The sequence below is a fragment of the Pseudomonas sp. MS01C9 genome, from assembly GCF_058202755.1.
Genome location: NZ_CM177073.1, coordinates 3753954 through 3770761 on the forward strand (window position 1 = coordinate 3753954; position 16808 = coordinate 3770761).

The 16808-nt window shown below is 59.2% G+C and carries 22 protein-coding genes; 13 read left to right on the top strand and 9 right to left on the bottom strand.

The annotated features are described in order from the left end of the window. Positions 1–7 precede the first annotated feature (7 nt). The 5 genes from AC1M7R_RS17105 to AC1M7R_RS17125 all read left to right on the top strand — a co-directional run bounded on the left by AC1M7R_RS17105 (position 8) and on the right by AC1M7R_RS17125 (position 3145). Complete coding sequence (locus tag AC1M7R_RS17105) at positions 8–568, top strand: tail fiber assembly protein (protein ID WP_072432291.1); 561 nt, start codon at positions 8–10, stop codon at positions 566–568. 114 nt (positions 569–682) lie between these two features. Continuing rightward, the gene (locus AC1M7R_RS17110; RefSeq protein ID WP_490609765.1) at positions 683–1594 is read left to right on the top strand and encodes a gp53-like domain-containing protein; all 912 of its coding nucleotides are present in this window, start codon (positions 683–685) and stop codon (positions 1592–1594) included. A 12-nt stretch (positions 1595–1606) separates the two neighbouring features. Then, positions 1607–2041, top strand: coding sequence for a phage tail assembly chaperone (locus AC1M7R_RS17115; protein ID WP_072387827.1), 435 nt, complete (start codon positions 1607–1609; stop codon positions 2039–2041). Between the two features lie 22 nt (positions 2042–2063). After that, positions 2064–2627, top strand: a complete 564-nt coding sequence (locus AC1M7R_RS17120; protein ID WP_072387825.1) for a glycoside hydrolase family 19 protein — start codon at positions 2064–2066, stop codon at positions 2625–2627. Continuing rightward, positions 2609–3145, top strand: a complete 537-nt coding sequence (locus AC1M7R_RS17125; RefSeq protein ID WP_177305133.1) for a lysis system i-spanin subunit Rz — start codon at positions 2609–2611, stop codon at positions 3143–3145. Before AC1M7R_RS17120 ends, AC1M7R_RS17125 begins: the two co-directional genes overlap by 19 nt. A 40-nt stretch (positions 3146–3185) precedes the next feature. Here the strand turns inward: AC1M7R_RS17125 and AC1M7R_RS17130 are convergent, their stop codons facing one another. Further along, complete coding sequence (locus AC1M7R_RS17130; protein WP_072459425.1) at positions 3186–3848, bottom strand: glycosyltransferase family 25 protein; 663 nt, start codon at positions 3846–3848, stop codon at positions 3186–3188. Positions 3849–4016: 168 nt separating this feature from the next. On the opposite strand from AC1M7R_RS17130, the gene AC1M7R_RS17135 reads away from it, so the two are divergent. From AC1M7R_RS17135 to recX, 3 genes are all read left to right on the top strand, one after another. Continuing rightward, entirely contained in the window at positions 4017–4517 is a 501-nt protein-coding gene (locus AC1M7R_RS17135; protein ID WP_490609766.1) for a CinA family protein, read from the top strand. 83 nt (positions 4518–4600) lie between these two features. Further along, positions 4601–5653, top strand: a complete 1053-nt coding sequence (gene recA, locus AC1M7R_RS17140) for a recombinase RecA (RefSeq protein WP_072387821.1) — start codon at positions 4601–4603, stop codon at positions 5651–5653. 8 nt (positions 5654–5661) lie between these two features. After that, complete coding sequence (gene recX, locus AC1M7R_RS17145; RefSeq protein ID WP_072387819.1) at positions 5662–6129, top strand: recombination regulator RecX; 468 nt, start codon at positions 5662–5664, stop codon at positions 6127–6129. A 43-nt stretch (positions 6130–6172) separates the two neighbouring features. Here recX and AC1M7R_RS17150 read toward each other — a convergent pair whose 3' ends face one another. Continuing rightward, positions 6173–7291 carry an LOG family protein gene (locus AC1M7R_RS17150; protein WP_490609767.1) on the bottom strand — a complete coding sequence of 373 codons (1119 nt, stop codon included), beginning with the start codon at positions 7289–7291 and terminating at the stop codon, positions 6173–6175. Positions 7292–7735: 444 nt separating this feature from the next. Between AC1M7R_RS17150 and AC1M7R_RS17155 the strand changes: the two genes are divergently transcribed. Further along, positions 7736–7930 carry a hypothetical protein gene (locus tag AC1M7R_RS17155; RefSeq protein WP_072387815.1) on the top strand — a complete coding sequence of 65 codons (195 nt, stop codon included), beginning with the start codon at positions 7736–7738 and terminating at the stop codon, positions 7928–7930. Here the strand turns inward: AC1M7R_RS17155 and AC1M7R_RS17160 are convergent, their stop codons facing one another. Then, positions 7931–8353 (bottom strand): quorum-sensing-regulated virulence factor family protein, encoded by a 423-nt coding sequence (locus AC1M7R_RS17160; protein ID WP_072387813.1) that lies wholly within the window; start codon positions 8351–8353, stop codon positions 7931–7933. A gap of 149 nt (positions 8354–8502) precedes the next feature. Here AC1M7R_RS17160 and AC1M7R_RS17165 point away from each other — a divergent pair, with 149 nt between their 5' ends. The 3 genes from AC1M7R_RS17165 to AC1M7R_RS17175 all read left to right on the top strand — a co-directional run bounded on the left by AC1M7R_RS17165 (position 8503) and on the right by AC1M7R_RS17175 (position 10577). Next, positions 8503–9270: a tRNA-uridine aminocarboxypropyltransferase gene (locus AC1M7R_RS17165; RefSeq protein ID WP_072388725.1), complete on the top strand. Its 768-nt coding sequence runs from the start codon at positions 8503–8505 to the stop codon at positions 9268–9270. Positions 9271–9486: 216 nt separating this feature from the next. Next, on the top strand, positions 9487–10140 hold the full coding sequence (erdR, locus tag AC1M7R_RS17170) for a response regulator transcription factor ErdR (protein WP_072387810.1): 654 nt from the start codon (positions 9487–9489) through the stop codon (positions 10138–10140). A gap of 71 nt (positions 10141–10211) precedes the next feature. Further along, positions 10212–10577: a diacylglycerol kinase gene (locus AC1M7R_RS17175; RefSeq protein WP_072387808.1), complete on the top strand. Its 366-nt coding sequence runs from the start codon at positions 10212–10214 to the stop codon at positions 10575–10577. 4 nt (positions 10578–10581) lie between these two features. Here the strand turns inward: AC1M7R_RS17175 and AC1M7R_RS17180 are convergent, their stop codons facing one another. Beyond that, entirely contained in the window at positions 10582–11508 is a 927-nt protein-coding gene (locus AC1M7R_RS17180; RefSeq protein ID WP_165887761.1) for a LysR family transcriptional regulator, read from the bottom strand. A 122-nt stretch (positions 11509–11630) separates the two neighbouring features. On the opposite strand from AC1M7R_RS17180, the gene fpr reads away from it, so the two are divergent. After that, positions 11631–12410, top strand: a complete 780-nt coding sequence (fpr, locus tag AC1M7R_RS17185; RefSeq protein WP_016966062.1) for a ferredoxin-NADP reductase — start codon at positions 11631–11633, stop codon at positions 12408–12410. A gap of 91 nt (positions 12411–12501) precedes the next feature. On the opposite strand, the gene tsaA is transcribed toward fpr, so the two are convergent. The 5 genes from tsaA to rimO all read right to left on the bottom strand — a co-directional run bounded on the left by tsaA (position 12502) and on the right by rimO (position 16642). Beyond that, positions 12502–13200, bottom strand: a complete 699-nt coding sequence (gene tsaA, locus AC1M7R_RS17190; protein ID WP_490609768.1) for a tRNA (N6-threonylcarbamoyladenosine(37)-N6)-methyltransferase TrmO — start codon at positions 13198–13200, stop codon at positions 12502–12504. Between the two features lie 129 nt (positions 13201–13329). Next, a complete protein-coding gene (locus tag AC1M7R_RS17195) occupies positions 13330–13791 on the bottom strand; it encodes a YehS family protein (protein WP_072387804.1) in 462 nt (153 codons plus the stop codon). A 63-nt stretch (positions 13792–13854) separates the two neighbouring features. After that, on the bottom strand, positions 13855–14565 hold the full coding sequence (locus tag AC1M7R_RS17200; protein WP_072387802.1) for an rRNA pseudouridine synthase: 711 nt from the start codon (positions 14563–14565) through the stop codon (positions 13855–13857). 82 nt (positions 14566–14647) lie between these two features. Continuing rightward, the gene (locus tag AC1M7R_RS17205; RefSeq protein ID WP_072387800.1) at positions 14648–15121 is read right to left on the bottom strand and encodes a GNAT family N-acetyltransferase; all 474 of its coding nucleotides are present in this window, start codon (positions 15119–15121) and stop codon (positions 14648–14650) included. A gap of 180 nt (positions 15122–15301) precedes the next feature. Next, positions 15302–16642 carry a 30S ribosomal protein S12 methylthiotransferase RimO gene (rimO, locus tag AC1M7R_RS17210; protein ID WP_072387798.1) on the bottom strand — a complete coding sequence of 447 codons (1341 nt, stop codon included), beginning with the start codon at positions 16640–16642 and terminating at the stop codon, positions 15302–15304. Positions 16643–16808 lie beyond the last annotated feature (166 nt).

Below are 16808 nucleotides of genomic sequence, written 5' to 3' on the forward strand. Positions count from 1 at the left end.
GGTGATCATGTTCATTTATCTGTTTGACGAAACCGGTGTTCTATCTGGTCCGGTAGAGCTTTTTGTCACGCCTGGCCTGGGCATTCAAATACCCAGCAATGGCATCCAGCTTTCCTTTGAGCTTCCGCCCGCTCAGGAGCATCACTCCTGGGTCATGGTCAATGGCGTTCCGCGGGAGATGGTGGACCGGCGAGGTCCGGTTTATCGCAAGGATAACGGTGCCGTGCTGCAATGGAGCGAATTCGGTGAGTTGCCGAACCCGTATACGGCGGAGCCGTGGCCCGGTAGCTACCACGTCTGGCGCGACACTGCCTGGGTATTTGACCAGACGCTACAGCTTGCGGATCTCAAGCGCGAAGCGTTGGTAAAGCGTGACAAACTACTGCGAGAAGCTGTTCAGAAAATTGCTCCCTTTCAGTATGCCGAAGACCTCGGCGAAGCCAACGATCAGGAGCAACTGGCGCTGATGGAATGGAAACTCTACAGCGTTGAGTTGAATCGAATCCAGAATCAATCCGGTTATCCAACCGAGATCAATTGGCCGGTGATGCCGGCCTCTGTTGTTTAAAGCAACCGGTACGGTACCAAAGTTGTTCGAATGCTTCAAAAGGTGTTGAGACTTCAACAGCTCGAGCTCTCGGCTGCCTGTTTTTCTGTCATTTGAATACCAAGGGAGAAAAAAGTGGATTATCCAAAAAGTGTTCCGAGTGCGGGCTTGGTGAATGGCAGGTTTGTAGACGAGAACGCCTTGGCTGGGACGCCAGGATCATTGATCCCCGCCAGTTGGGGGAATGGCGTCACACAGGAAATAATCAACGTCATTCAAGCCGCCGGTATTACCCCCTCGGAAGAAACTTACAATCAGTTACTGGCGGCATTGCGCGGCACTGGATTGTTTCTTACCGCTCCTCAGTTCGATAACGATAAGACCGTTGCTACAACAGAGTTCGTAGTCCGCAACGGATTGCAGTACGCCGGCTTTGACGTGTATTCCACACATGCGGCTTTGACATCCAGGGATATTGGTGGAGTCGCCAGTTTTGCCAGTGAAACCCCGGTTACCGCCAAACTGCCCGCCACGACGGGCGTCCTGCATGGCGCCACTGTCAGGATTATCAACGCAGGCAATGGCGTAGTAACTATATCGACGACCTTGGCGACTGATAAGTTGTCGGGATCGAACGGAGCAGAGGGTACCGTTAGCATCGGGTTAGGGGAGACTGCGGAGTTCATCAAGCTCAATGCCCAATGGCGTCTGATTGGTGGAACGGCCACCTCGAAGTATTCGGCCATGTTCTCTTCGTCGTTACAGCCCAATGGATGGAAACGTATTCCCGATACCACCAGTCCGACGGGCTATGTCATCGAACAGTGGGGAATTTCATCGAGCGGCACGGATGCCAATGGCGTGCTGGTGACGTTTCCCATGTCGTTTCCGAATGCGGTCAGGAATATCAACGTGACCGATGGAGGACCGACCTGTGCGTCGTTCGGCGTCTCATTTGGTTCCCTGAGTCAGTTCAGGCTTTATGGTCGGGATCACAATGGTGTCTACGCGAACTGGACTGGGCTCTGGCGTGCAATTGGTTATTGAAAGGATGCCGTTATGCTGATTTTTTATGCTCCAACCACGGGTGGGTTCTACAACTCCATCGATCATGCAAATGAAATTCCCAAAGATGCTGTTGAGATTTCGGAGCACGCATACAGTGCATTGTTCGCAGCCCCTTTTTTAAATAGGTGTATCACGTCGGACGCCATGGGGTATCCGGTGCTTTCGGAGCTTGAGGTCGACAGGATCGAGACGCAGATACTCAACGAAACACATTGGCGTGACGCTCAGCTCACCGCCACCGATCGCCTCGTAGCCCGGGATCGCGACGAGATGGACGACGGCGGCGGTACGACGCTGGATCAGGCGCAGTACACGCAACTCCAGGCCTATCGGCGAGCCCTTAGAGATTGGCCCCAGGACGAGCTGTTTCCCGCGGCTGAGCACCGCCCCGTCGCGCCGCCCTGGTTGAAAGCGCAACTTCAGTGATGTTTTTTTCGATGGTCGGATTATGGACGTTACCCAGCAGCAACTCATCAAGATCATGCCCGACGCCCGCTCTCAAGCGGGCGTTTTCGTTCCTGCGCTCAACCATGCGATGAGCCGTCACCGGATCGATACGCCCAAACGCGTTGCTGCGTTTCTGGCGCAGATCGGCCACGAGTCGGGGCAGTTGCGATATGTGCGGGAGCTTGGCAGTGAAATGTATCTAAGCAAGTACGACACCGGCGCGTTGGCCGTTCGCCTGGGAAATACTCCCCAGGCCGACGGCGACGGCCAGAAATATCGGGGGCGTGGGCTGATCCAGATTACGGGCCGCGACAATTATCTGCGGTGCAGTCTCGGTTTGTTTGGCGATGAACGTCTGCTGGCCTTGCCGGAACTGCTGGAACAACCACAGTGGGCATCCGAATCGGCTGCCTGGTTCTGGGAGCAGAACGGCTTGAACGAACTGGCCGACCGTGACCAGTTCAACAGTATCACTCGGCGTATCAACGGCGGCTTGAACGGCCTGGAAGATCGTCTGCAACTTTGGGCGCGGGCGAGGGCGGTGTTATGCCAGTCTTCGACCTGATGCCTTTTTCCTTCCGTACTCTCGGGATTGTTCTCTTGCTGGCGCTGCTGGTCGCTGGTCCAGCTACGCTGGTGTGGCGACTCCAGGATTGGCGCTATGGTCGTCAACTGGCGCAAATGGCCCAGTCCCAAGCCGAGACCCTGAGTCAGTTGAGCCAGGCGGCGACAGCGCAACAAAAGGCCGAGCAAGAGAAGCGACTGGCCCTGGAACAGCAACTTTCTGCCAGCGAACACACCCACTACCGAGCCTTGAGCGATGCCCAACGTGACCAGGATCGCCTGCGCGATCGCCTTGCTACTGCCGATGTCCGGCTGTCAGTCCTCCTCGACGCCCACGATGCCTCCCCCGGTTGTGCGGTGCCTGCCGCCACCGGCTCCGGCGGCATGGATCATGGCCCCCTACGCGCCCGACTTGACCCGACGCATGCTCAACGAATTATCGCCATCACCGATGAAGGCGACCGTGGATTGATCGCCTTGCGGGCTTGCCAGGCGTATGTCAGGGCGTTGGGTCAGTAATCCGTCGAGTCGTTGTCGACCGGAAAGAATCTTGCCTGGTTTACCGGTTCACGCCCAGAACTGTCATGTAGAAGTTCTTTACTGCCGACCAGACGTGCCTATACCAATTGTTTCTCCAGAACGAATCATCGTTAGGAGCAATGTCTTCTATGTCGCTTGAAACGAGATGAGCGGGTTGCTGGCCGAACATCATGGGGAAAACGCAATGTTGTTTGATCTGGGCCCTTACGACTCTGTCGATGGGCTCTGAACGGTATTCAAGCTTTACAAACTCCGAGCAGCCTCGTTTGCTGAGTATATAAGCGTGCAGTGCGGTTACCCGGCCGCGAGCGATGGAAAAATTCCAGGTCAGCCATATTTTCCCCATCGTGTAACCGAGATGGAGAATGGAAAAATTTTCCGTCGAAATAAAGCGATTGATGTTGCGGACTGTCTGTTTTGAGAAGAAATACTGCAGTGCATCGTCTTCCAGGATCAGGACGTTTGAATAGTTGCGCTGCAATGCAATCTCTGCGCACTTCAAATGCGAATTGAAGCAGCCTCTTGCCGGATTCTCTCTATCAGGATCGACCAGTACGAACTCTATGTCCAAACCTGAGCGTTTCATGGTTTCAAGCAGTAGCAGCCTGCGATCCTTCCGATCCTTGAGGCTGATGCAGAGTACGCCATCAACCGAAAGGCGGCTGAGATCCTTGGTTTTCATTCCATCGTTCCGACTGTCATGGGCAACTGAATATAGCGATGTTTTTTCGATGTCCATAGCGTGGTCTGGACGTGTCCCGAAAAACAGGACGCTCTCCGGGGCCCCAGCCTTGCAAGGTTCCAACGCTCGTGTACGGTAGGCGTCATTGCGTCGAATCAGGAGAGCGTCATGGATGAGATTACCGAGCTGGCCGCCGAACTGGGCCGGCGCCTGCAGTTGCTCAATGTCCATGTGACCACCGCCGAGTCCTGTACCGGTGGCGGGATTGCCGAGGCGATCACGCGAATTCCAGGCAGTTCGGCTTGGTTCGAAGCCGGTTTCGTCACTTATTCCAATCGCCAGAAGACCCGGCAACTGAATGTGCCGGACGAACTGTTCGGCACGGTGGGAGCGGTCAGTCGCGAGGTGGTCGAGGCCATGGTCCGGGGCGCCCAGCGACAGGGCCAGGCGCGGTTCGCCGTGGCGGTCAGCGGTATCGCCGGGCCGGACGGCGGTTCCCCGGGCAAGCCGGTGGGCACCGTGTGGCTGGCCTGGGGCGTTGGCGAGACGGTCTTCAGCGAGCAGCGGTTCTTTGCGGGCAACCGCGACGAGGTCCGCCGACAAACGGTGAAGGCCGCGCTAGAGGGGCTGCTGCAACATGCCGCCGCAGAAATCTCAAATCGGGGGTAGGCGATCCACGATCCCTGTGGAATAATACTGGCTACTTATACAGGTGTTGGCCGTCAGGCCTTATTGATTACGTGAGGACTTTAATGGACGACAACAAGAAGAAAGCCTTGGCTGCGGCCTTGGGTCAGATCGAACGTCAATTCGGCAAGGGTGCCGTAATGCGTATGGGCGATCAGGACCGTCAGGCTATTCCTTCCATCTCCACCGGCTCCCTGGGCCTGGACATCGCGCTTGGCATCGGCGGCTTGCCAAAAGGTCGTATCGTTGAAATCTACGGTCCTGAGTCCTCCGGTAAAACCACGCTGACCCTGTCCGTGATTGCCCAGGCCCAGAAGGCCGGCGCGACCTGCGCCTTCGTCGATGCCGAGCACGCCCTGGACCCGGAATATGCCGGCAAATTGGGCGTCAATGTCGACGACCTGCTGGTCTCCCAACCTGACACTGGTGAGCAGGCACTGGAAATCACCGACATGCTGGTGCGTTCCAACGCGGTTGACGTGATCATCGTCGACTCCGTGGCGGCACTGGTACCTAAAGCCGAAATCGAAGGTGAAATGGGCGACATGCACGTGGGCCTCCAGGCTCGCCTGATGTCCCAGGCCCTTCGCAAGATCACCGGTAACATCAAGAATGCCAACTGCCTGGTGATCTTCATCAACCAGATCCGCATGAAGATCGGCGTGATGTTCGGCAGCCCGGAAACCACCACTGGTGGTAACGCCCTGAAGTTCTACGCCTCGGTCCGCCTGGACATCCGTCGTACCGGCGCAGTGAAGGAAGGCGACGAGGTTGTCGGCAGCGAAACCCGCGTCAAGGTTGTGAAGAACAAGGTGGCTTCGCCATTCCGTCAGGCCGAGTTCCAGATTCTTTACGGCAAGGGCATCTACCTCAATGGCGAGATGATCGACCTGGGCGTGTTGCACGGCTTCGTTGAAAAGTCCGGTGCCTGGTACGCCTACAACGGCACCAAGATCGGTCAGGGCAAGGCCAACTCGGCCAAGTTCCTGGCGGACAACCCGGAAGTGGCTGCGGCCCTCGAGAAGCAATTGCGCGACAAGCTGTTGAGCCCGGTTGCGGACGTCAAGGCGTTGGCTAACCGTGAGACCGCTGACGATCTGGTTGACGCTGATATCTGATCAAATCGATGACCGCCGTACTCGATACCCTCGTCGCGGTGCGGCGAACTGCGATGGACCTGCTCGCCAGACGCGAGCACGGTCGAGTCGAACTGACGCGAAAACTGCGTCAGCGTGGTGCCTGCGATGAGTTGATCGAAACGACATTGGATCGCTTGACGCAAGAGGGCCTGTTGTCAGAGGCCCGTTATCTGGAAAGCTTCGTTTCCTATCGGGCCCGCTCCGGTTATGGACCGTTGAGGATTCGGGAGGAACTGGGTCAACGCGGCCTGCAGCGTTCGGATATCGAACAAGCCCTACGTGAAAGCGGTATCGATTGGCAGGATCAGTTGATGGAAACCTGGCGTCGCAAGTTCTCTGGGCATCTACCCGTCGATGCACGGGAACGGGCCAAACAAGGTCGGTTCCTGGCGTACAGAGGCTACTCCATGGAAATGATCAACCGCTTGTTCAGCGGTCGAGGACTGGATGATTGAAAAACGGCCCGCTATTTCGATAGCGGGCCGTTTTTTTATGGGTTCAGGTGACCTTGATCGTCTCCCAGGCAAGCGGATGGGCCTTGGGGTAGGGTTGGGCCCAGTTTTCCGACAAGTTGATGAAGTCCACCAGCGCCCTCAACCGACCATGGTCACGGGCGTTGAAGTTGAATGCCAATCGCGTCAGGTGGCTGAACCGTGCTTCATCAGGCTCGTCGCCGTTGTAGGCCAGCTGATGAAAGCGATCGTTCAGGCACAGGTCGGCAAACTCCACTTGCATCTGTTCCAGGGCCTGCTCGTTGAGCTTGTGGTTCATGCGGATCACGAACTGATGCTTGAGCCAGCGGCTGGAATGGAAGTTACGATAGAACTGGTTGATTTCCTCCACGGCATCTTCGGCGGTGTATACCAGGCGCATCAGCTTCAGGTCGGTGGGCAGGATGTAGCGGTTTTCCTCCAATTGTTCGCGGATGAAATCCAGGGCGCTTTGCCAGAACTTTCCTCCGGGAACGTCCAGTAATACTACCGGTACCAGTGGGCTTTTACCGGTCTGCACCAGCGTCAGCACTTCCAGTGCTTCATCAAGGGTGCCGAAACCACCCGGGCAGAGCACCAGCGCGTCGGCCTCCTTGACGAAGAACAGTTTGCGAGTGAAGAAGAAGTGGAAGGGCAACAGGTTCGGCGTGCCTTCGACGGTCGGGTTTGCATGTTGTTCGAAAGGCAGGGTGATATTGAACCCGAGGCTGTGCTCGCGGCCGGCGCCTTCATGAGCGGCGGCCATGATGCCTCCGCCTGCGCCAGTGATGACCATCATGTCCGAGCGGGCCAGCGCCGCTCCCAGCTCCCTCGCCAGGCCATACAGGGGATGTTCGATAGGCGTTCGTGCGGAGCCGAAGACAGTGACCTTGCGGCGCCCCTTGAACTGTTCCAGCGTGCGGAATGCCTGTTCCAGTTCCCGCAGGGCCTGCAACGTGATCTTGGCGTTCCAGCGGTTGTGGTCTTCCTGGGCCATGCGCAGCACGGTCAGGATCATGTCTCGGTAGATGGGGAGGTTGGGGCTGTTGGGTGACACCAGGTTGAGTTGCTCTTCGACCTTGCGGATAAGGTCGTGGCCATGGTTCTCAAAATGACGATTGAGCAGGTCATTTGGTTTGTAAGGCATCAAGCTTCTCCTTCTTGACGGAACCCCGACCCGGGCGAAAGGTTCGCCGGGGCCGCGACACTCCGTGTGTCGCCGTCAATCCAGGCGCTCGCCTGGGCGTTCGATTTGGCCTGAACCTGTTTACATATCATCGATCAGGCCATCCACCGGGTTCCGTATGTCCCTTGGATTTAAGAACAATCACACGGCAAGGTAGGGTGGCAGCCTCGTTCTGCCCAAAACATATTCATGAAGTGAGTCGATCTTGCGTTGCCATGATCATGGCGCTCAAAAGTGACCGTTGGCAACCGCTGGATGAAAGCTTTGGAGTAGCGCACCGCTCGTCCGATTGCCAGTTGCACGCATGCCGCTCTGATTTACTGATAACAGGCGTGTCAATGCAGTTCGATGCCCATGGCTGGGCACGCGATGGATTGAAGCGAATCGGGCAAGGAGGCGGGAGAAATGAGCAGGGTAACCCTGGAACTCGACAGGCAGTTGTATCTGACGCTGTTGGAAGCGGCCCAGGCCAATCGAATCAGCCTCGAGGAAGAGTGTTGTCGTCGCTTGGAGGGCAGGACCTGGCGCTCGCGATACCTGCAGGCGCTGGTGGCGGAACTGCGCGCCGACGATGAACAGCGACGCGCACGCTCGGGCTGATTACTTCTTGGTCTTGGCCGGTTTTGGGCAATCCGACTCCTGGAAGCGTTCGGTCGCGACCGGGCGGTTGGTTTTGACCTCGGTAAACTCGTAGCGCATGGTGGCGCCCTTGGCCATCAGCTTGCGAAAGCCCGGATTGGTGCACACCTTGGAGCCCAGCTGGAAATACACGGCCTTGGGGTCGGCGCGCATCTTTTCGGCATGGCTGCTCTGCACGCTGAGGTGGTTGATCAACTCGGTGCCTTCCACCGTGTAGCCCTGATCGAGAATGTCTTCATTGATCGCCCGGGGGGTGCCAACGCTGCTCTCCCTGGCCACGTTCTGCAACATCTTGTTCAGTTCGAGTTCTTTCAGCGAGGCAGCCTGGGCGCTGAAGGACGTCGCCAACAGAACGGCAACGGTAGGGACGGTAAGGCGCAGCATGAAACTCTCCTGGTTCAGTGACTGGTGGTTCGACCGGTCACGTGACTGTGCGTTCATTGGCGGCGAATTATAGGGGAGGCGAGGTGGACGGTACAGGCTCGTGCGCTCTGGTAGACTGCCGGCCTTCATTGCGCTGTCGAGTGTCGTTCGTGTCGAGTTCTCCCGCCTGTCGGCTTCATGCCCCTAACGCCGTAGCCCGCCTGCGCGATCAGCGCATCGATGAGGGGATCAAGCCGCTTCAGGCCCGTGGCTGGCGCGCACCCCGTTGCAGTGCCTGCCGGGTGATCCAGAGCCATTGCCTGTGTGCCTGGCGACCGAAGGTCGAAGCCCGTTCCGGGGTTTGCCTGATCATGACCAACAAGGAAGTGTTCAAGCCCAGCAACACCGGGTGGCTGATTGCCGACGTGGTACGCGACAATCATGCCTTCATCTGGTCGCGCACCGAGGTCGACGGACAATTGCTGGCGTTGCTGAATGACCCTCAATGGCAACCCTACCTGGTGTTTCCGGGTGAATACGTCGAGCCGTTGCGGGTCACCCACACCGTAGACCTGGATCGTTCCAGGCGACCGTTGTTCATTCTGTTGGACGCGACCTGGACGGAGGCGCGCAAGATTTTCCGCAAGAGTCCCTATTTCGACCAGTTGCCGATCCTGAGCCTGCTGCCTGACAAACTGTCGCGCTACCGCTTGCGCCGTTCCACCCGCAGCGAGCACCTGTGCACTGCCGAAGTGGCGGCGCTGTGCCTGGAGCTGGCCGGGGATCATGATGCGGCCTCTGCCCTGGACGCTTATTTCGATGTGTTCAGCCAGCATTACCTGGGCGCCAAGGGGCAACGGGAAGTGGATGTATCGACCCCGGCTCACGCTGAGCTGTTGCCCTTTATTGATACGGCTCAAGGGGCAGTGGCCGGATAGTGGCCCATACTGGAGACAGTGGTGGCCGTGCTGCTTGACCACCCCGGCTTCGCTGGGCATGCTTGGCGCCGACCGGGGCATGGCCAAGGTTTGAAACGCCATACCGTGCTGGCGTGAACAGTTCCCTCTGGATGCCGCCGCCATGGTGGGTGTCCCGAGTGGCTCTGGCGAGGTGCGATCATATCGGCCTGCCATAAGAACAGGATCATTTGAACAATGGCCACATACGAAATCCTGATTGCCGATGACCATCCGCTCTTTCGTAGCGCGTTGCATCAGGCAGTGACCCTGGGCCTGGGCCCGGATGTCCGGCTGACGGAGGTGGCCAGTATTGCGGAACTGGAGAGCCGGTTGACCGAAAAGGCTGACTGGGACCTGGTGCTGCTGGACCTGAACATGCCGGGAGCGTATGGATTTTCCGGATTGGTACTGTTGCGCGGTCAGTATCCGCAGATTCCCGTGGTGATGGTTTCGGCCCAGGAGGAAGCGTCGGTGATGGTCAAGGCCCGGGAGTTCGGTGCCAGCGGGTTCATCCCCAAGTCCAGTTCGCTTGAAATGATCCAGAAGGCGGTGAAGGCGGTCCTGGATGGTGATGCTGCCTGGCCGCCCCAGGCATTCGAGGCAGTGAGCGTGTCGGAAGAGGCCAAGGCCGCCAGCGAAGGCCTGGCCAGTCTCACGCCGCAACAGTTCCGGGTACTGACCATGGTCTGCGAAGGTTTGCTGAACAAGCAGATCGCTTATGAATTGAACGTCTCGGAGGCCACCATCAAGGCCCATGTGACGGCGATCTTCCGAAAGCTGAACGTGCGCACCCGGACCCAGGCGGCCTTGTTGTTGCAACAGCTTGAGTCAATTTCACCGCAGCCCTAGTGTGTCTGTTCACGCTTTTTTGACCGGGTTTGAATTAGCTTCTCCACTCCTTTCGATCAGTTGCCCATCCTATGTCACCTTTTAAAGGCCAAACCGGCCTGAAACGCATCCTCAACGCCTCCGGCTATTCCCTGGATGGCCTGCGCGCGGCCTTTGTCGGCGAAGCGGCGTTCCGTCAACTGGTCCTGCTCAACGTCATCCTGATCCCGCTGTCGTTCTTCCTGAACGTCAGCCGTGTCGAGCAGGCGCTGTTGATTGCGGTCTGCCTGCTGGCGCTGATCGTCGAACTGCTCAATTCGGCGGTGGAGGCGGCCATCGACCGCATTTCCCTGGAACTGCACCCGCTGTCGAAGAATGCCAAGGACATGGGCAGTGCCGCCCAGCTCGTCGCCCTGACGATGATTACGCTGGTATGGGGCGTGATCCTGCTGCAGTAGCGCTTCAGGCAATGGCCGGCAGGACGATTTCGTCGCTGCGTTGCGCGCCGGCGGTGAACGCCCGGCACAGCTCGAGAAACTCGCGCATCGCCGATGTCTGGTATTTCTGTTTGTGCCAGATGAAGTAGAACTGCCGCGCCAGGTCCATGTCCGGGGTTTCCACGGGGACCAGGCTGCCCCGACGGAACGCATCGCGCAGGGCCAGGCGTGAAATGCAGCCGATCCCCAGGCCGGACTCCACGGCGCGCTTGATGGCTTCGGTGTGTTCCAGTTCCAGGCGGATGTTCAGCGCGCTGCGATGATGGCGCATGGCTTGGTCGAAGGTCAGGCGAGTGCCGGAGCCCTGTTCCCGCAGAATCCACGCTTCATGGGTCAGTTCCTCCATGGTCGCCTGGCCGCGCCTGGCCAGTGGATGCTGGGGCGCGCAAAACACCACCAGCTCGTCCTCGACCCAACTCTGCACTTCGATATCCGGATGGCTGCAATCGCCTTCGATTAGACCCAGATCAATTTCATAGTGGGCGACCTGATGCACGATATTGGCAGTGTTCTGTACATGCAGCTTCACCTGGCTTTCCGGATGGCGCTGCATGAAACCGCCGATCAGCAGGGTGGCCAGGTAATTGCCGATGGTCAGGGTGGCGCCAACCGCCAGTGAGCCGAAGCCGGACTTGCCGTTGAGCAGGTCTTCGATCTCCTTGGCCTGGTCCAGCAACGCCACCGCCTGGGGTAGCAACTGTTTGCCCAGGGCGTTGAGGCTCAGGCGCTTACCGGCGCGGTCGAACAACTGGCAGCTGGACTGGCGCTCCAATTCGGTGATGGAGGTGCTGGCAGCCGATTGCGACAGATTGAGCTGGCCCGCAGCACGGGACACGCTCTCCTGCTGGGCGACGGCGACGAAGACCTGAAGTTGACGTAGAGTAAATCGCATATCGATATAACCGATAACCCTTATCTTAATAATCCATTTAACAGATATTGTCGCCGCTATTAGAATGCGATGCAATTGCGCTCCTTCCCGGCGCAGGCATCATTTCCAGGAGTCCCCCGTACATGAGCAACATGAACCACGAGCGTGTCCTCAGTGTTCATCACTGGAACGACACTCTGTTCAGCTTCAAGTGCACCCGCGATCCGGGCCTGCGCTTCGAGAACGGTCAGTTCGTGATGATCGGCCTGCAGCAGCCCAACGGCCGCCCGCTTATGCGCGCTTACTCGATTGCCAGCCCGAACTGGGAAGAGCATCTCGAGTTCTTCAGCATCAAGGTGCCTGATGGTCCGCTGACTTCCCAATTGCAGCACCTGAAGGAAGGCGACGAGATCATCATCAGCAAGAAACCCACCGGCACCCTGGTGCTGGACGACCTCAAGCCGGGCAAGCACCTGTACCTGCTCAGCACCGGCACCGGCCTGGCGCCGTTCATGAGCGTCATCCAGGATCCGGAAACCTATGAGCGTTTCGAAAAAGTGATCCTGTGCCACGGCGTACGTTACGTCAACGAAGTCGCCTATCGCGAGTTCATCACCGAGCACTTGCCGCAGAACGAGTTTTTCGGCGAAGCGCTGCGTGAAAAACTGATCTACTACCCGACCGTGACCCGCGAGCCGTTCGAGAACGAAGGCCGCCTGACCGACCTGATGCGCAGCGGCAAGCTGTTCCGCGACATCGGCCTGCCACCGATCAACCCCCAGGACGACCGCGCCATGCTGTGCGGTAGCCCGAGCATGCTGGAAGAAACCAGCGAAGTGCTCAACAGCTTCGGCCTGACCGTTTCGCCGCGTATGCGCGAGCCGGGGGATTACCTGATCGAACGGGCCTTCGTAGAGAAGTAAGCCCGCGAAGAAGACGACTCGGTCCAACCGATCGCCATTGAAATAGCCCGCGTCGCCTGGATAAGGCGGCGCGGGCTTTTTCGTTCCAGGATCATTGTTTCGCCGGAATCACTTCCAGCACGCGGATCAACCCCAGCCGCGGATAATGCCAGCGAACGTCCACATCCCAGAATTGCGCGCCATATTCCCGTTCCGCTGTCGGCACCTGGTACGCCGGGCGGGGGTCCTGGGCCAGGCACTGTTCGATCAGTTCCACCAGCGGCTCCTGCAGGCGCATGGCGTGGTCGCGGGCTTGGTGCAGGGCAGGGGGCGCCCATTGCACGGGGACCGGCTCGGGCGCTGCGCTGGCGATGCTGTTCGAAGCCGTGCCAATGATGTCGGCGTAGGGCACGTAGGGCTTGATGTCCAGTACCGGTGTACCGTCCAGCAAGTCGATGCCCGAGATCCACAGACGAGCGGCTTCGATCCGTTCCAGCTTGACCACGGATTGGCCGATGCCGTTGGGGCGATGGGTTGCCCGGGTGGCGAATACCCCCATGGATTTGTTGCCGCCCAGGCGAGGCGGACGCACTTTCAGCCGAGGTTTTTTTTCCAGGGCCTGGTGGAACAGGAACAGCAACCAGACATGGCTGACCTGCTCCAGGCCCTGCACGGCGTCGCCCTGGTCGAACGGCGCCACCAGCTCCAGCACGCCGCGAGCGGCAGGCGCCAGGTGAGGTTGCCGTGGGATGGCGAACTTTTCCTTGAAACAGGAGTGGACGAAGCCGACGGGGGAGACGTTGTAAGTCATGGGATGAAATCGACGCCAGATGGAGAGGGCATGATAACGCGGGAGCTGCAATCGGCACTGTCCTCTGTGGTGAGGGGATTTATCCCCACTGGACGTGCAGCGTCCCCTCGCCACCGCGGCCCTGGGAAGTCAGCCGCGAACGCGCAGCGTCAGCCCCTTGAGGAAGTTGCGCAGCAACTGGTCGCCGCACGGGCGGTAGTTGGTGTGGCCGAACTTGCGGAACAGCGCGCTCAGTTCCGGTTTGGACACCGGGAAGTCCGCAGACTTGAGGATGGCGTGCATGTCGTCTTCCTTCAGTTCGAAGGCCACTCGCAGCTTCTTGAGGATGATGTTGTTGGTCACCGGCACTTCGATGGGCAGCGGTGGGCGGCTCTCGTCCTTGCCCCGTTTGAAGATCACCAGGCCGTCGAGGAAATGCGCCATGACTTCGTCGGGGCAGAACACGAAGCCTTCTTCTTCATCCTTCTTGAGATAGCCCGCCAGGTCCGCCAGGGACACGTCCAGGCCGCCCAGCTTGATGATCTCGATGACTTTCTTGTCGCTGATATCGAGCATGTAGCGCACGCTGCGCAGTACGTCGTTGTGAATCATGTGTGCAATCCTGATCAATCGGCGGTGGGTGCCCAGCGAGGTGCGGCACCGGAAGAAGTGACTTTAGAATTTCTCTTTGGCGGACAGGTAGCGCCACTGGCCCAGCGGCACCTTGCCGATGGACACGCCGCCGATGCGGATCCGGCGGATGGCGACGGCCTTTAGGCCGACCGCCTGGCAGAGCAACGCGATGATGCCCGGCTGCGGGTTCTTCAGCGCGAAGCGCAGGCGGTTCTCGTTCTGCCAGCTGGCCTTGACCGCGGGTAACTCCTTGCCCTTGTAGGTCAGGCCATGGTTCAGGCGGTTGAGGCCGTGGGCAAGCATCTCTCCCTCGACGTCCACGACGTATTCCTGCTCGATCTTCGCGGCGTCGGCGGTGAGCTTGCGCAGGATCTTCCAGTCCTGGGTGAACACCAGGAGGCCGCTGGCGTTGGCCTGCAGGTCGGCGCTGGCGGTCAGTCTCAGGAAATGGCCCTTGAGCGGACGTTTGCCGAAGCGGTGCTCTTCGCTCAGGGTCTGCGGGGCCAGGCTCGCCATGGCGGTGTCCACGTCCATGCCCGCCGGAACGTTCAGCAGCAGGGTCACCGGCTCCGGCGCGGTGGCCTTGGCTTGTGGGTCGAGTTCGACCTTCTGGGTGGTGACCTTGAACTGCGGTTCGTCGACGACCTCGCCATCCACGGTGACCCAGCCGCCCTCGATGAACAGCTCAGCCTCCCGGCGGGAGCAGCCGACAAGTTCGATGAGGCGTTTGGAGAGGCGTATCGGGTCAGTCATGACAAGGCCGTAGCAAAAAGAGGGTGGGCATTGTACCTGCGTGGCGCCGGTTAATCGCGGTTCCATTTGCCTCGTGTGGCTTTTAGCCGCGCACGGCCTTCAGGCCGGGCTGCCTGTAGCGCATATGCAGCAACGGGTATGGCTGGCCCATGCCGTCCCGCGCCGAGCGGCCGACCACTTCGAATCCCTGCTTGAGATAAAAGCCCAGGGCCTGCGGGTTCTGTTCGTTGACATCCAGCTGATCGGCGTTCATGTGTTCCATGGCGTAGTGCAAGAGTTGCTTGCCCAGGCCCTGGCCCCGGTGCTGTGGGTCGATGAACAGCATTTCGATCTTGCCCGCCGCGACGCCAGCGAAACCGGTAATGCGCTGGTGCGCGTCCCGGGTGCAGATGAGCATTACCGCATCCAGGTAGCGGGTGAGCACCAGGTTCTTCAGCAGCTCGATGTAGCTGTCCGGAAGAAAATCATGGGTTGCCCGCACCGAAGCTTCCCAGACCTGGGTCAGTTCCTGGTAATCGCTGGATTTCGGGGTATGGATGACCGAGTGCTGGCGCATGCCCGCCTGTTCCTTGTGCTGAATGTCCCGGGTTTCTCCATACGATAGCCGTAAAAAAGCCCCGCATCTTGTCGCAAGGCAGGGCTTTTTGGTTTTTTCGAGGCTGACGAATCAATGGCAGCAGGCACGGACCTGTGGCCCTGGCCACAAAAGTCACCTGGGCCTGGGTCCACGCCAGGATCAGGCGATCTGCTCAGCCCACAGATCGTACTCATCGGCATCGGTCACCTTGCACCAGACCTTGTCGCCCGGCTTGAGATGGCTGCCGTTGTCGATGAAGACGTTGCCATCGATTTCCGGGGCATCGAAGAAGCAGCGGCCCACGGCGCCTTGCTCGTCCACTTCATCCACCAGGACCTCGATTTCACGGCCGATGCGCATTTGCAGGCGCGCCGAGCTGATTGCCTGCTGATGCGCCATGAAGCGCTCCCAGCGGTCCTGCTTGACGTCGTCCGGCACGACGTCCAGGGCCAGGTCGTTGGCCGGAGCACCTTCCACCGGGGAATACTGGAAGCAGCCGACGCGATCGAGCTGGGCTTCGGTCAGCCAGTCCAGCAGGTACTGGAAGTCTTCTTCGGTTTCGCCGGGGAAGCCGACGATGAAGGTGGAGCGGATGATCAGGTCCGGGCAGATTTCGCGCCAGTTCTTGATGCGAGCCAGGGTCTTGTCTTCGAACGCCGGGCGTTTCATGGCCTTGAGGACCTTCGGGCTGGCGTGTTGGAACGGGATGTCCAGGTACGGCAGGATCTTGCCGGCGGCCATCAGTGGGATCAGTTCGTCCACGTGCGGGTAAGGGTAGACGTAGTGCAGGCGGACCCAGACGCCGAGGGTGCCGAGGGCTTCGCACAGTTCGGTCATGCGGGTCTTCACTGGCGCGCCGTTCCAGAAGCCGGTGCGGTATTTCACGTCGACGCCGTAGGCACTGGTGTCCTGGGAGATCACCAGCAGTTCCTTGACGCCGGCCTTGACCAGGCGCTGGGCCTCATCGAGCACATCGCCCACCGGGCGACTCACCAGCTTGCCGCGCATCGACGGGATGATGCAGAAGCTGCAGCTGTGGTTGCAGCCTTCGGAAATCTTCAGGTAGGCATAGTGGCGTGGGGTCAACTTGATGCCTTGTGGCGGCACCAGGTCGATGAGCGGGTTGTGGTCCTGCTTGGGGGGCACCACCTCATGCACCGCGTTGACCACCTGCTCGTACTGCTGCGGGCCGGTCACCGCCAGTACGCTGGGGTGCACGTCGCGGATGTTGCCTTCTTCGACGCCCATGCAGCCGGTGACGATGACCTTGCCGTTTTCCTTGATGGCTTCGCCGATCACTTCCAGGGACTCGGCCTTGGCCGAATCGATGAAACCGCAGGTGTTGACCACTACCACGTCCGCGTCCTGATACGTGGAAACGACGTCATAGCCTTCCATGCGCAGCTGGGTCAGGATGCGCTCGGAGTCGACCAGAGCCTTCGGGCAACCCAGGGAAACGAAGCCGACCTTGGGATTGGCTGGCGTGGTAGTGGTGGACATGTCTAACCTCGGTGTAGGGGGATCGTCTCTTGGGAGACAGGGCGCCTGGCGCGCCTCTGATCAAAAAGTGCGCAATTCTAGCGATGGACGCGTCACTTGACCAGCTTTATGCGGGGAAAAACGACGAGTGCTGCGCTATGCTTCGCGCCTTTGCGCTTTGCTGCTT

Coding starts and splice junctions, on each gene's coding strand:
- AC1M7R_RS17105 (WP_072432291.1), top strand. CDS start 8: ATGTTCATTTATCTGTTTGACGAAACCGGTGTTCTATCTGGTCCGGTA.
- AC1M7R_RS17115 (WP_072387827.1), top strand. CDS start 1,607: ATGCTGATTTTTTATGCTCCAACCACGGGTGGGTTCTACAACTCCATC.
- AC1M7R_RS17120 (WP_072387825.1), top strand. CDS start 2,064: ATGGACGTTACCCAGCAGCAACTCATCAAGATCATGCCCGACGCCCGC.
- AC1M7R_RS17125 (WP_177305133.1), top strand. CDS start 2,609: ATGCCAGTCTTCGACCTGATGCCTTTTTCCTTCCGTACTCTCGGGATT.
- AC1M7R_RS17130 (WP_072459425.1), bottom strand. CDS start 3,848: ATGAAAACCAAGGATCTCAGCCGCCTTTCGGTTGATGGCGTACTCTGC.
- AC1M7R_RS17135 (WP_490609766.1), top strand. CDS start 4,017: ATGGATGAGATTACCGAGCTGGCCGCCGAACTGGGCCGGCGCCTGCAG.
- recA (WP_072387821.1), top strand. CDS start 4,601: ATGGACGACAACAAGAAGAAAGCCTTGGCTGCGGCCTTGGGTCAGATC.
- recX (WP_072387819.1), top strand. CDS start 5,662: ATGACCGCCGTACTCGATACCCTCGTCGCGGTGCGGCGAACTGCGATG.
- AC1M7R_RS17150 (WP_490609767.1), bottom strand. CDS start 7,291: ATGCCTTACAAACCAAATGACCTGCTCAATCGTCATTTTGAGAACCAT.
- AC1M7R_RS17155 (WP_072387815.1), top strand. CDS start 7,736: ATGAGCAGGGTAACCCTGGAACTCGACAGGCAGTTGTATCTGACGCTG.
- AC1M7R_RS17160 (WP_072387813.1), bottom strand. CDS start 8,353: ATGCTGCGCCTTACCGTCCCTACCGTTGCCGTTCTGTTGGCGACGTCC.
- erdR (WP_072387810.1), top strand. CDS start 9,487: ATGGCCACATACGAAATCCTGATTGCCGATGACCATCCGCTCTTTCGT.
- AC1M7R_RS17175 (WP_072387808.1), top strand. CDS start 10,212: ATGTCACCTTTTAAAGGCCAAACCGGCCTGAAACGCATCCTCAACGCC.
- AC1M7R_RS17180 (WP_165887761.1), bottom strand. CDS start 11,508: ATGCGATTTACTCTACGTCAACTTCAGGTCTTCGTCGCCGTCGCCCAG.
- fpr (WP_016966062.1), top strand. CDS start 11,631: ATGAGCAACATGAACCACGAGCGTGTCCTCAGTGTTCATCACTGGAAC.
- tsaA (WP_490609768.1), bottom strand. CDS start 13,200: ATGACTTACAACGTCTCCCCCGTCGGCTTCGTCCACTCCTGTTTCAAG.
- AC1M7R_RS17195 (WP_072387804.1), bottom strand. CDS start 13,791: ATGATTCACAACGACGTACTGCGCAGCGTGCGCTACATGCTCGATATC.
- AC1M7R_RS17200 (WP_072387802.1), bottom strand. CDS start 14,565: ATGACTGACCCGATACGCCTCTCCAAACGCCTCATCGAACTTGTCGGC.
- AC1M7R_RS17205 (WP_072387800.1), bottom strand. CDS start 15,121: ATGCGCCAGCACTCGGTCATCCATACCCCGAAATCCAGCGATTACCAG.
- rimO (WP_072387798.1), bottom strand. CDS start 16,642: ATGTCCACCACTACCACGCCAGCCAATCCCAAGGTCGGCTTCGTTTCC.